We start from the raw sequence: 12,896 nt of genomic DNA, 5'->3' as shown, positions 1-12,896 counted from the left end.
CTCCGGGGCGACGGGTACCGTCCCTGTCCATGGGGAAGCACGGGAAACACCTGGTCTGGGACTGGAACGGCACGCTGCTCGACGACACCCACGCGGTGATCGGCGCGACGAACGCGGCCTTCGCCGAGCTCGGGCTCGCCACGATCACCCTTGAGCGGTACCGCGAGCTGTACACGGTGCCGGTGCCGAAGTTCTACGAGCGGCTCATGGGGCGGCTGCCTACGGACGAGGAGTGGCTCGTCATGGACGGCACCTTCCACCGGCACTACTGGGCGCGCGCCGAGTCGTGCGGGCTCACCACCGGGGCGGCGGAGCTGCTTGCGGCGCGGCAGGAGTCCGGGCTCACCCAGTCGCTGCTGTCCCTCGCGCCGCACACGCATCTCGTGCCCCTCGTGCAGAGGTACGGGATCGCCGAGCGGTTCGTCCGGGTGGACGGGCGCGCCGACGCGTCGACGGCCGGGAAGTCCGGGCACATGGTGCGCCACCTCGCCGCGCTGGGAGTCCCCGCGGAGCGGGTGGTCGTCATCGGCGACGCGGCGGACGACGCGGTGGCGGCGGCGCACGTGGGGGCGAGGGCGGTGCTGTACACCGGGGGGTCGCACAGCCGGGCGTCGCTGTCGCGGGTGGGGGTGCCGGTGGTGGACTCCTTGGAGGAGGCGGTGGCCGTGGCGGAGGAGCTGGTCTAGGGGGCCCGGCCTGAGGCGCATGACCCCCTAGGGGGCGTCTTGCCGATCAGGCCGGGCTCGCGGCGGGATCGACAACACACCCCCTAGGGGGCGTCTTGTCAGCCCTTCGCCCGCAGGACCTTGAGGAATTCACGCATCCACGTGGGGTGGTCCGGCCACGCCCGGGACGAGACCATGAGGCCGTCGACCACGGCCGCGCTGTCCTGGAAGGTCGCCCCCGCCGCCTGCATGTCGAGTTCCAGGGCCGGGTAGGCCGTGACGCGGCGGCCCTCCAGGCCGCCGACCGCCGCCGTCAGGAGCGGGCCGTGGCAGATCTGGGCCACCGGCTTGTCGGCGTCGAAGAACGACTTGAGGATCTTGCGGAGCTCCGGGTCGTTGCGCAGGTACTCCGGCGCCCGGCCGCCCGGGATCACCACCGCCACGTACGCGCCCGGGTCCACCTCCGAGAAGGCCAGGTCGGCGGGCCAGGTGTACCCCGGCTTCTCCGTGTACGTGTCGAAGCCCGGCTCGAAGTCGTGGACCACGAAGCGGAGCGTCTTGCGCGCCGGGGCCGCGATGTCGACCTCGTACCCTTCCTCCAGAAGGCGCTGGTACGGGTACATCACCTCCAGCGACTCCGCCGCGTCACCGGTCACGATCAGGATCTTCGCCATGGCTCTCCCAGATCAACAGAGGGTCGGTCCGCCGTGCTGTGCCCATGCTTGTCTACACGCTGCCCCCGGCGAGGTGCTTTGCCAAGAGGACACGTGTCGCTGTCCATACCGTCGAACTTCGCCCGCTCTTTTGTACGCATACGGCTCATGACGGTTCGGGGGTCAGGAGCGATAGGCTTTTCCCGTGATCAGCGCGATACGCCATGGGGGCAGTGAAGCCCCCGGCTTCCGCCCGGTCCGCGACAGCGGCCGGGCCGACCGTGCGTTCGCCGATCCTCTCCGCCCGGGCGCGCCGCTCTTCGTGGCCGATAACGACCCGGGCATCTCTCATCCGGGCATAACGTCGGGTTCGACCGGAACACCGCGTCGAGGCGTTGTGCCCTTCCTTCCACCGACGTCACGCAACGGCGCGCGACCAGGAGTCAGAGGACATGCAGACCAAGCTGGACGAAGCAAAGGCCGAGCTGCTCGAGAGGGCCGCTCGGGTAGCTGAGCACAGCCCGGTCGGGGGGCGACTTCCGACGGGCCCGGAGGGTGCGGAGGAGCGCCCGGACCGGGACACCGTGCTCGACTACCTCCAGCGCTATTACCTGCACACCGCGCCCGAGGACCTCGCCGACCGCGACCCGGTCGACGTGTTCGGCGCCGCGCTCTCTCACTACCGGCTCGCGGAGAACCGTCCGCAGGGCACCGCGAACGTGCGCGTGCACACCCCGACGGTCGAAGAGAACGGCTGGACCAGCAGCCACTCCGTCGTCGAGGTCGTCACCGACGACATGCCGTTCCTCGTCGACTCGGTCACCAACGAGCTGTCCCGCCAGGGCCGCGGCATCCACGTCGTGATCCACCCGCAGGTCCTCGTCCGCCGTGACGTCGCCGGGAAGCTCATCGAGGTCCTGTCGACCCAGATCCAGGGCGAGCTGCCGCACGACGCGCTCGCCGAATCCTGGATCCACGTCGAGATCGACCGCGAGACCGACCGCGCCGACCTCAAGCAGATCACCAGCGACCTGCTGCGCGTCCTGTCCGACGTCCGCGAGACGGTCGAGGACTGGGAGAAGATGCGCGATGCCGCCCTGCGCATCGCCGACGGTCTCGCCGACGAGCCCACCGCCTCCGACCTGCGGCCGACCGAGGTGGAGGAGGCCCGCGAGCTGCTCCGCTGGCTCGCCGACGACCACTTCACCTTCCTCGGCTACCGCGAGTACGAGCTGGTCAACGGTGACGCGCTGTCCGCCGTCCCCGGCACCGGCCTCGGCATCCTGCGCTCCGACCCGCAGCACGGCGCCGACGACCAGGGCCACCACGCCCACCCCGTCTCGCCGTCCTTCAGCCGGCTGCCCGCCGACGCCCGCGCCAAGGCGCGCGAGCACAAGCTGCTGATCCTGACGAAGGCCAACAGCCGCGCGACCGTGCACCGCCCCTCGTACCTCGACTACGTCGGCGTGAAGAAGTTCGACGCCGACGGCAACGTCGTCGGCGAGCGCCGCTTCCTCGGGCTCTTCTCGTCCGCCGCCTACACCGAGTCCGTCCGCCGGGTCCCCGTCGTCAAGCGCAAGGTCCAGGAGGTCCTCGCGGGCGCCGGCTTCTCGCCGAACAGCCACGACGGCCGCGACCTGCTCCAGATCCTGGAGACCTACCCGCGCGACGAGCTCTTCCAGACCCCGGTCGACCAGCTGCGGTCCATCGTCACCAGCGTCCTGTACCTCCAGGAGCGGCGGCGGCTGCGGCTCTACCTGCGCCAGGACGAGTACGGCCGCTACTACTCGGCCCTCGTCTACCTGCCGCGCGACCGCTACACGACCCGCGTCCGGCTGCGGATCATCGAGATCCTGAAGGAGGAGCTCGACGGCACCAGCGTCGACTTCACCGCCTGGAACACCGAGTCGATCCTCTCCCGGCTGCACTTCGTCGTCCGCGTCAAGCCCGGCACCGAGCTGGCGAAGCTCACCGACGCCGACGTCGACCGCATCGAGGCCCGGCTCGTCGAGGCCGCCCGCTCCTGGTCCGACGGCTTCGGCGAGGCGCTGAACGCCGAGTTCGGCGAGGAGCGCGCCGCCGAGCTGCTCCGCCGCTACGGCTCCGCCTTCTCCGAGGGCTACAAGGCCGACCACTCGCCGCGCGCCGCCGTCGCCGACCTGGTCCGCATGGAGGCCCTCGCCGCCGGCGCCAAGGACTTCGCGCTCTCCCTGTACGAGCCGGTCGTCGCCGGCCCCGGCGAGCGCCGCTTCAAGATCTACAAGACGGGCGACCCGATCTCCCTCTCCGCCGTCCTGCCGGTCCTCAACCGGCTCGGCGTCGAGGTGACCGACGAGCGTCCGTACGAGCTGCGCTGCGCCGACCGCACCCACGCCTGGATCTACGACTTCGGTCTGCGGATGCCGGCCACCTCCGGCGGCGGCGACTACCTCGGCGACGACGCCCGCGAGCGTTTCCAGGAGGCCTTCGCCGCCACCTGGACCGGCGAGGCCGAGAACGACAACTTCAACTCGCTCGTCCTCTCCGCCGGGCTCACCTGGCGCGAGGCGATGGTCCTGCGCGCCTACGCCAAGTACCTGCGCCAGGCCGGGGCGACCTTCAGCCAGGACTACATGGAGGACACCCTCCGCAACAACGTCCACACCACCCGGCTGCTCGTCTCCCTCTTCGAGGCCCGGATGGCGCCCGAGCGCCAGCGCGCCGGCACCGAGCTGATCGACGGCATCCTGGAGGAGCTGGACGGCGCCCTCGACCAGGTCGCGAGCCTGGACGAGGACCGGATCCTGCGGTCCTTCCTCACCGTCATCAAGGCGACGCTGCGGACGAACTTCTTCCAGGCGGCGGCGGACGGCAAGCCCCACTCGTACGTGTCGATGAAGTTCGACCCGCAGGCCATCCCCGACCTGCCCGCCCCGCGCCCGGCCTTCGAGATCTGGGTGTACTCCCCGCGCGTCGAGGGCGTCCACCTGCGCTTCGGCAAGGTCGCCCGAGGCGGTCTGCGCTGGTCCGACCGGCGTGAGGACTTCCGTACGGAGATCCTCGGCCTGGTCAAGGCGCAGATGGTGAAGAACACCGTGATCGTGCCGGTCGGCGCCAAGGGCGGCTTCGTCGCCAAGCAGCTCCCGGACCCGTCCGTGGACCGGGACGCCTGGCTGGCCGAGGGCATCGCCTCGTACAAGACCTTCATCTCGGCGCTCCTCGACATCACCGACAACCTGGTCGCCGGCGAGGTCGTGCCCCCGGTCGACGTGGTCCGCCACGACGAGGACGACACGTACCTCGTGGTCGCCGCCGACAAGGGCACCGCGACCTTCTCCGACATCGCCAACGGGGTCGCGGAGTCGTACGGCTTCTGGCTCGGCGACGCCTTCGCCTCCGGCGGCTCCGCCGGCTACGACCACAAGGGCATGGGCATCACCGCCCGCGGCGCCTGGGAGTCCGTCAAGCGGCACTTCCGCGAGCTGGGCCACGACACCCAGACCGAGGACTTCACCGTCGTCGGCGTCGGCGACATGTCCGGCGACGTCTTCGGCAACGGCATGCTGCTCTCGGAGCACATCAGGCTCGTGGCCGCCTTCGACCACCGGCACATCTTCATCGACCCGAACCCGGACGCGGCCGTCTCGTACGCCGAGCGCCGCCGCCTCTTCGACCTGCCGCGCTCCTCGTGGGCGGACTACGACACCTCGCTGCTCTCGGCGGGCGGCGGCATCCACCCCCGTACCGCCAAGTCCATCCCGGTCAACGCGCACATGCGGGCCGCCCTCGGCATCGAGGACGGCGTCACCAAGATGACCCCGGCCGAGCTGATGAAGGCGATCCTCCAGTCGCCCGTCGACCTGCTGTGGAACGGCGGCATCGGCACGTACGTGAAGTCCTCGGCCGAGTCCAACGCCGACGTCGGCGACAAGGCCAACGACGCCATCCGCGTCGACGGCCAGGACGTCCGCGCGAAGGTCGTCGGCGAGGGCGGCAACCTCGGCGCGACCCAGCTGGGCCGCATCGAGTTCGCCCGCACCGGCGGCCCCGAGGGCCAGGGCGGCAAGGTCAACACCGACGCCATCGACAACAGCGCCGGCGTCGACACCTCCGACCACGAGGTCAACATCAAGATCCTGCTCAACGGACTCGTCGCCGAGGGCGACATGACCGTCAAGCAGCGCAACAAGATCCTTGCCGAGATGACGGACGAGGTCGGCCGGCTCGTGCTGCGCAACAACTACGCGCAGAACACCGCCCTGGCCAACGCCGTCGCCCAGTCGCCGTCCCTGCTCCACGCCCACCAGCGGTTCATGCGCCGCCTGGGCCGCGACGGGGCCCTCGACCGCTCCCTGGAGTTCCTGCCCAACGACCGGCAGATCCGCGAGCTCCTGAACAACGGCCGGGGGCTGAGCCAGCCCGAGCTCGCCGTCCTCCTCGCGTACACCAAGATCACGGTGGCCGACGAGCTGATCGGTACGGACCTGCCGGACGACCCGTACCTGCGCGGGCTGCTCCACGCGTACTTCCCGACGCTGCTGCGCGAGAAGTTCCCCGAGGCCGTCGACAACCACGCGCTGCGCCGCGAGATCATCACGACGGTCCTGGTCAACGACACCGTCAACACCGGTGGCTCGACCTTCCTGCACCGCCTCCGCGAGGAGACCGGCGCGTCGATCGAGGAGATCGTCCGGGCGCAGACCGCCGCCCGCGTCGTCTTCCGGCTCAGCCAGGTCTGGGACGCCGTCGAGGCCCTCGACAACGTGGTGCCTGCCGACGTCCAGACCCGGATGCGGCTGCACTCCCGCCGGCTCGTCGAGCGCGGCACCCGCTGGCTGCTCAACAACCGGCCGCAGCCGCTCCAGCTCACCGAGACCATCGAGTTCTTCGGTGACCGGGTCGAGGAGGTCTGGGCGAAGCTGCCGCAGCTGCTGCGCGGCGCGGACCTGGAGTGGTACCAGTCGATCCTGGAGGAGCTGACCGAGGTCGGCGTGCCGGAGGAGCTCGCCCTGCGGGTCGCCGGCTTCTCCTCCGCCTTCCCGATCCTCGACATCGTCGCGATCGCGGACCGGACCGGCAAGGAGCCGCTGGCGGTCGCCGAGGTCTACTACGACCTGGCCGACCGGCTGCGGATCACCGACCTGATGGACCGGATCATCGAGCTGCCGCGCAGCGACCGGTGGCAGTCGATGGCCCGCGCCTCGATCCGCGAGGACCTCTTCGCGGCGCACGCGGCGCTGACCGCCGACGTCCTGTCGGCCGGCAACGGCACGACGAGCCCCGAGGAGCGGTTCAAGGCCTGGGAGGAGAAGAACGCGGCGCTGCTGGGCCGCGCGCGGACGACCCTGGAGGAGATCCAGAGCTCGGACACCTTCGACCTGGCGAACCTGTCGGTGGCGATGCGGACGATGCGGACGCTGCTCCGCTCGCACAGCTAGTCGCGCAGGCACGATGAGGAAGGGCCCCGCCGGTGTTCCGGTCGGGGCCCTTCCTCATTCCGCGTCGGGTGTCGCCGTGGAGGTCCACAGGCGGCGGGCGGCGAGCAGGGCCGCCGCGAGCAGCAGGCCGTTGCGGAGCACCATGACGCCCAGGCCGAGGGCGGTGCCGCCGACGACGTCGTCGTAGAGGACGGGGTACGCGAGGGAGCTGAGGGCGGCCGCCGGGAGGAGCAGCAGGGCGACCGGGCGCATGACCGTGCGGCGGGAGGTCAGGCAGACGGCGGCGAGGCCGAGCAGCCAGATCATGTACTGGGGGCTGATCACCCTGCTGGTGACGGTGAAGAGCAGGACGGCGGCGAGGGCCGCGTCGAGCGGGGTGGCGGGGGTCCAGCGGCGGGCCTGGAGACGCCAGAGGAGCAGCCAGCTGAACGCGAGCACGGTGAGCAGCAGGGCGAGGTGCCCGAGGGTGGAGACGTACGGGCCGACGTACTCGAAGGCGCCGTAACGGAACTCGACCCCGCCCGGCCAGGCGCCGGTGGCGCGGGCGAGGGCGAGGGCCGTGCCGCCCAGGGACTCGATCTGGATGCCGCGGCTGCCCTGCTGGCGCAGGAAGCCGAGGGAGTCGGAGAAGAAGAGCGCGAGGGTGGCGAGGAGCGCCAGGGCGGTGCCGGCGGCGGCGGTCCAGGCCTCTCGGCTGGTACGGCCCCGGGGCGTGCCGATCAGGGCGAGTGCCGGCCACACCTTGACCATGGCGCCGATGCCGGCGAGCGCACCGCCGAGCCGGTGGGCGGCGGGGGAGCGGGCGCCCAGGGCGAGGAGGGCGAGCACGGCGAGGGCGGTGGTCTGGACGTCGTACCGGGCGAGCGGCAGATGGAGGAGGAGCGGGAGGCCGCCGGCCCAGATCCAGGCGCCGTGGGTGAGGCGGGCGCTGTCGGCGAGGGCGAGGGCGAGCGTGACGAGGGCGTCGGCGAGCAGGGTGAGGGCGACGAAGGCCTGGAAGTAGGTGAGCCAGGGGAGGATGCCCGGCGACATGATCACGAGTCCCGCGCCGGGCGGGTACTGCCAGGTGACGTCGCCGGGCGGGAAGGTGCCGTCGGCGAACTTCCCGTACCAGTGCTGGTAGAGCCCCACCTCGCGGGCCACCCCGCCGATGCCGAGGTCGTCGCGGGCGAGGAGCAGGAGCATGCCGGCGCGGGTGAGGAGCCAGACGGCGGCGAGGGCGAGGGCGGGGCCGCGGCTGACGGTGACGAAGGTGGCGTAGGTGAAGGTGTCCGACGTGAAGGGGGAGCCGGTGAGGGAGGGGAGTTCGCTTCCGGGGCGGGGCGGGGCCCCGTTTCCGGAGGGGGCGGGGGGCTCGTCTCCGGAGCGGGGCGGCGGCTGCGGGGGACCGGGCTGCGGGTGAGGGTGCGTCACCCCACCGCACTTTAGCCCTCAATGTCTCATTTGTACGTTTCCTTCGTTCCCGGCCTAGCCGTGAACTCCTCGTACGCCGCCACCACCTCCTTCGCCGGGCCGTCCATCCGCAGCGTTCCCGCCTCCAGCCACAGGGCCCGCTCGCAGGTCTCCGTGATCGTGGAGTTCGAGTGGCTGACCAGGAAGACCGTCCCCGCCTCCGCCCGCAGTTCGTCGATCCGCCGCCGGCTGCGGCGGCGGAAGCGAGCGTCGCCGGTCGACAGGGCCTCGTCGATCAGGAGCACGTCGTGGCTCTTCGCGGCGGCGATGGAGAAGCGCAGCCGGGCGCCCATCCCGGAGGAGTACGTCCGCATCGGGCGGGAGATCGCGTCGTCCTTCTCGTTGATGCCGGAGAAGTCGACGATCTCGTCGTAGCGCTCCCGGACCTCCGCGCGGCTCATGCCCATCGCGAGGCCGCCCAGGATCACGTTCCGCTCGCCGGTCAGATCGTCCATCAGCGCCGCGTTGACGCCGAGGAGTGAGGGCTGTCCATGGGTGTAGAGCGACCCCCGGTCGACGGGCTGGAGGCCTGCGACGGCCTTCAGCAGGGTCGATTTCCCCGATCCGTTCGAACCGATCAGGCCGATCGCCTCGCCCCGGTACGCGACGAAGCTGACGCCCTTCACGGCGTGGACCCGGCGGCCGTCCGGGGCCGTCCGGCGGTTCAGCATCCGGCCCAGCGCGGCGGTGGCGCCGCCCCGGCCGCCGGGGTGCCCGCCGTGGACGGTGTACGTGATGTGGACGCCGTCGGCCACGACGGTGGGTGTCCTCGGTGATTCAGCCACGGCCGTACGTCTCCTCCGCCTTCCAGAACCACACGAAACCGCCTCCGAAGGCCAGCAGGGCCCAGCCGGCGGCGAGCGCCCACACGTGCGGCGGCAGCTGCGACGCCGTGAAGCTCTCGATCAGCGCGAAGCGCATGAGGTCGATGTAGACCGCCGCCGGGTTGCAATGGAGCGCGAGGACCACGGCCTCCGGGAAGCGCCCGCTGCTCGCCAGGTTCTGGATGGACCACATCGCGCCGGAGGCGTACATCCAGGTGCGGAGGACGAACGGCATCAGCTGGCTGATGTCCGGGGTGCGGGCCGCGAACCGGGCCAGGACGAGGGCCACGCCCGTGTTGAACAGTGCCTGGAGGAACAGTGCCGGGACGGCGAGCAGCCAGCTCCACGCGGGGAACTCGCCGAAGCAGGCCAGGATCACGACCAGCGCGGCGAGCGAGAACAGCAGCTGCTGGAGCTGCTGGACCGCGAGCGAGATCGGCAGACTCGCGCGCGGGAAGTGCAGGGCGCGGACCAGGCCCAGATTGCCGCTGATCGCCCGGGTGCCGGCCAGCGCCGTGTTGGACGTGAACGTCCACACGAAGATGCCGGTCATCAGGAAGGGGACGTAGTCGGGCACGCCGCTCTTCGCGTCCATCAGGACGCCGAAGATCAGGTAGTACACGGCCGCGTTGAGCAGCGGGGTCATCACCTGCCAGACCTGGCCGAGCCGCGCCTGGCTGAACTGGGCGGTGAGGCGGGCGGTCGCGAAGGCGGCGATGAAGTCGCGGCGGGACCAGAGCTGCCGCACATAGGCGGGGAGTGAGGGGCGGGCCCCGCTGACGCTGAGGCCGTGGCGGCGGGCGAGGGCGGCGAGGTCCTCCGCAGGGGCGGCGGGGGCCGCCGCCGGGGCGGCCGGTGCCGGTCGCGCGGCTGTCGCGGCGGGGGTCAGGGTCGTGGTCACGGGCGGGCGCTTTCGACGAGGGGTGCGGGGGCGCGTGATGCCGTCGGCGATGGAACGGGTCCGTATCGTCGCTACGGGGAGGTTAGGGTGCCCGCACGTCGGAACGCAACCGTATCGTCGCAACGGAGTCGGGATGTCGCCGTTGGTTAGGATGCCGTCCATGACCGAACCGACCCCCCGCCGCGCCCCCGCCGGAGCCGCCGTACTCCGCGAGGACGTGACCGAGGCCATCCGCGCCGCCGTCTTCGAGGAGCTCGCGGCCGTCGGCTTCGCCCGGATGTCCATCGAGGGCATCGCGCGCCGCGCGGGCGTCGGCAAGACCGCCGTCTACCGGCGCTGGAAGTCCAAGCTGTCCCTCGTCCTCGACCTCGTCGGCGCCTTCGCCGCCCAGGGCCTGCCGGCCCCGGCCAGCGGCTCCCTGTACGGGGACGTGCGCGCCCTCCTCGAAGTCGCCTCGCACGCCCTGCGCCACCCGGTCGCCTCGCAGGTCATCCCGGACCTGCTCGTCGAGGCCGCCCGGCACCCCGAGATCGCCGAGACCGTCAAGGCCGTGCTGCTCGACGGGCAGCAGGGCGTCATGACCCAGATCGTCCGCGAGGCCGTCGCGCGCGGCGAACTCCCCGAGGGCGCCGACCCCGGCAAGGCCCTCGACCTGGTCGTCGGACCGCTCTACTGGCGCCTTGTCGTCGTCCGTACGCCCCTGCCCCAGGGGTACGTGGACGAGCTCGCGCGCGCGGCGGTCGCGGCGCTCACGGCGTGACCGCCGCGGGCTACTTCACCGCGCCCGCCATCACCCCCGACGCGAACTGCCGCTGGAACGCGAAGAACACCACCAGCGGCACCACCATCGACACGAACGCCCCCGGCGCCAGCACGTCCACGTTGTTGCCGAACTGGCGAACCTGCTGCTGGAGCGCCACCGTGATCGGCGGCGACTGCGAGTCCGCGAAGATCAGCGCGATCAGCATGTCGTTCCACACCCACAGGAACTGGAAGATTCCGAGCGAGGCGATCGCCGGGCCGCCGAGCGGCAGCACCACCCGCGTGAAGAGGCGGATCTCGCCCGCCCCGTCGAGCCGCGCCGCCTCCAGGAGCTCACGCGGGATCTCCGCGAAGAAGTTCCGCAGCAGGAAGATCGCGAACGGCAGACCGAAGGCCGTGTGGAAGAGGACCACGCCGAGCGTCGTCTCGAAGAGCCCCACCGCGCCGAACAGCTTCGACACCGGGACCAGAGCCACCTGCACCGGTACCACGAGCAGCGCGACCACGCCCAGGAACCACCAGTCCCGGCCCGGGAACTCCAGCCATGCGAAGGCGTAACCGGCGAGCGAGCCGATGACGAGGACGAGGAGGGTGGCCGGGACGGTGATCAGGACGGTGGAGAGGAGCGAGCCGGTGATCGTGTCGTTCGCGAGGAGATGGGCGTAGTTCTCGGTGGTCAGCTGGGCCGGGGCCGTGAACACCTGCCACCAGCCGCTCGCAGCGATGTCGGACGGCGAGCGGAGCGAGGAGAGCAGCAGCCCGACCGTCGGCAGCAGCCAGAACAGGGCGGCGAGCAGGAGGAAGACCCGGACGGCGCCGGACGCGGCCCTGCCGGCGAGCCGGCCGGCGAGCCGCGTGGCCGCCCCCGGGGTCTTCCGTGCGGCCGTCCGGGTGGCGGTCTCGGTGGCGAGCGACGTCATCGGCGGGACTCCCTTCGGATGCGGCGGATGTTGACCACCATCACCGGCAGCACGAGAAGGAGCAGGACGACGGCGATGGCCGAGCCCACCCCGAGATCCGCGTCCGTGCCGAAGGACGAGCGGTACAGCTGGAGCGCGAGCACGTTCGCGTCGTCCTGTGCGGACCCCGGCGCGATGACGAAGACCAGGTCGAAGACCTTCAGCACGTTGATCATCAGGGTGACGAGGACGACCACGAGGACCGGCGCGAGGAGCGGCACCGTGATCCGCCGGAACACCTGCCACTCGTTCGCCCCGTCCACCCGCGCCGCCTCGAGCAGTTCACGCGGGACGGCAGCGAGCCCGGCGCCGATCAGCACCATCGCGAACCCGGCCCACATCCACACGTACGCCCCGATCACCGCCGGGGTGACGAGCGAGGGGCCCAGCCACTCCACGCCGTTGTACTGTTCCCGGAAATTGCTCGCGGGGAGACGCAGTACGGCTCCGTCGGCGCGGTCGGCGGGCAGGGTGAAGGTGCCGTCGGCGGCCGCCGTGGCCGTGGCGACCACCTTTCCGTCCCGTACCGCCTCGATCCGCAGCCCCTTGAGGCCCAGCTCCTTCGCATCGACCACGTTCGGCTTCCCGCCGCCGCCCCGGGTGAAGTCCAGCCAGGCCGTCCCGGTGATCCCGCTGGACGCGGGCGCCGGCGCCTGCGCCGGGCGGGCGTCCTGGGGCATCTGCGCCGGAGCCACCCCCACCAGGGGAAGCAGCACGGGCACCCCGGCCCGTACCGGCGCCTTCGTCTCGAACGCCCCGCCCCCAGCCGCCTTCAACGGGTGAGCGGGCAGCGGCCGGGCCCGGGGGAAGACGGAGGACTCGGCGAAGGTGTCGTGGACCCCGACCCAGACGGCGTTGGCGACCCCCCGGTCCGGGTCCTGCTCGTAGACGAGCCGGAAGATGATCCCGGCGGCGAGCATCGAGATCGCCATCGGCATGAAGACGACCAGCTTGAACGCCGTCCCCCACCGCACCCGCTCGGTCAGCACGGCGAAGACCAGGCCGAGCGCGGTGGCGACCGCCGGGGCCACCACCAGCCAGATCAGGTTGTTGCGGACGGCGGTGCGCAGCGACTCGTCGGTGACGAGCGCGAGGTAGTTGTCGAGACCGACGAAGGACGAGTCCGAGCGGTCGAAGAGCGAGCGCCGGACGGAGTACCCGATCGGGTAGACCACGAGCGCGCCGAGGAGGAGCAGGGCGGGCAGCAGGAAACCTGCCGCCACCGCCTTGCTCCGGCGGGGGATCCGCGGCATTCCCGGCACC

9 protein-coding genes are annotated in these 12,896 nt (G+C 71.5%); 3 read left to right on the top strand and 6 right to left on the bottom strand.

Annotated features, from left to right (window positions below; translation table 11 throughout):
• Positions 1 to 29 precede the first annotated feature (29 nt).
• A complete protein-coding gene (locus ACZ51I_RS05420) occupies positions 30 to 686 on the top strand; it encodes an HAD family hydrolase (protein WP_468871634.1) in 657 nt (218 codons plus the stop codon).
• A gap of 98 nt (positions 687 to 784) precedes the next feature.
• On the opposite strand, the gene ACZ51I_RS05415 is transcribed toward ACZ51I_RS05420, so the two are convergent.
• A complete protein-coding gene (locus ACZ51I_RS05415) occupies positions 785 to 1,339 on the bottom strand; it encodes a DJ-1/PfpI family protein (RefSeq protein WP_468871632.1) in 555 nt (184 codons plus the stop codon).
• Between the two features lie 431 nt (positions 1,340 to 1,770).
• Between ACZ51I_RS05415 and ACZ51I_RS05410 the strand changes: the two genes are divergently transcribed.
• Positions 1,771 to 6,735 (top strand): NAD-glutamate dehydrogenase, encoded by a 4,965-nt coding sequence (locus tag ACZ51I_RS05410; RefSeq protein WP_468871631.1) that lies wholly within the window; start codon positions 1,771 to 1,773, stop codon positions 6,733 to 6,735.
• A gap of 54 nt (positions 6,736 to 6,789) precedes the next feature.
• Here the strand turns inward: ACZ51I_RS05410 and ACZ51I_RS05405 are convergent, their stop codons facing one another.
• The 3 genes from ACZ51I_RS05405 to ACZ51I_RS05395 are packed head-to-tail and all read right to left on the bottom strand — an operon-like array spanning position 6,790 to position 9,912.
• Positions 6,790 to 8,148: a glycosyltransferase 87 family protein gene (locus ACZ51I_RS05405; protein ID WP_468871630.1), complete on the bottom strand. Its 1,359-nt coding sequence runs from the start codon at positions 8,146 to 8,148 to the stop codon at positions 6,790 to 6,792.
• Positions 8,149 to 8,174: 26 nt separating this feature from the next.
• The gene (locus ACZ51I_RS05400; RefSeq protein WP_468871628.1) at positions 8,175 to 8,972 is read right to left on the bottom strand and encodes an ABC transporter ATP-binding protein; all 798 of its coding nucleotides are present in this window, start codon (positions 8,970 to 8,972) and stop codon (positions 8,175 to 8,177) included.
• Entirely contained in the window at positions 8,965 to 9,912 is a 948-nt protein-coding gene (locus ACZ51I_RS05395) for an ABC transporter permease (protein WP_468871626.1), read from the bottom strand. Before ACZ51I_RS05395 ends, ACZ51I_RS05400 begins: the two co-directional genes overlap by 8 nt.
• A gap of 160 nt (positions 9,913 to 10,072) precedes the next feature.
• On the opposite strand from ACZ51I_RS05395, the gene ACZ51I_RS05390 reads away from it, so the two are divergent.
• Complete coding sequence (locus tag ACZ51I_RS05390; RefSeq protein ID WP_468871624.1) at positions 10,073 to 10,672, top strand: TetR/AcrR family transcriptional regulator; 600 nt, start codon at positions 10,073 to 10,075, stop codon at positions 10,670 to 10,672.
• A gap of 10 nt (positions 10,673 to 10,682) precedes the next feature.
• Here the strand turns inward: ACZ51I_RS05390 and ACZ51I_RS05385 are convergent, their stop codons facing one another.
• The gene (locus ACZ51I_RS05385; protein ID WP_468871623.1) at positions 10,683 to 11,594 is read right to left on the bottom strand and encodes a carbohydrate ABC transporter permease; all 912 of its coding nucleotides are present in this window, start codon (positions 11,592 to 11,594) and stop codon (positions 10,683 to 10,685) included.
• Entirely contained in the window at positions 11,591 to 12,886 is a 1,296-nt protein-coding gene (locus tag ACZ51I_RS05380; protein ID WP_468871622.1) for a carbohydrate ABC transporter permease, read from the bottom strand. The genes ACZ51I_RS05385 and ACZ51I_RS05380 overlap by 4 nt, the downstream gene beginning before the upstream one ends.
• Between the last annotated feature and the right edge of the window lie 10 nt (positions 12,887 to 12,896).

This window comes from Streptomyces sp. NPDC034084 (genome assembly GCF_055575535.1).
The sequence above is the reverse complement of the archived record's forward strand: the minus strand, read 5'-3'. Positions and strand labels throughout refer to the sequence as shown.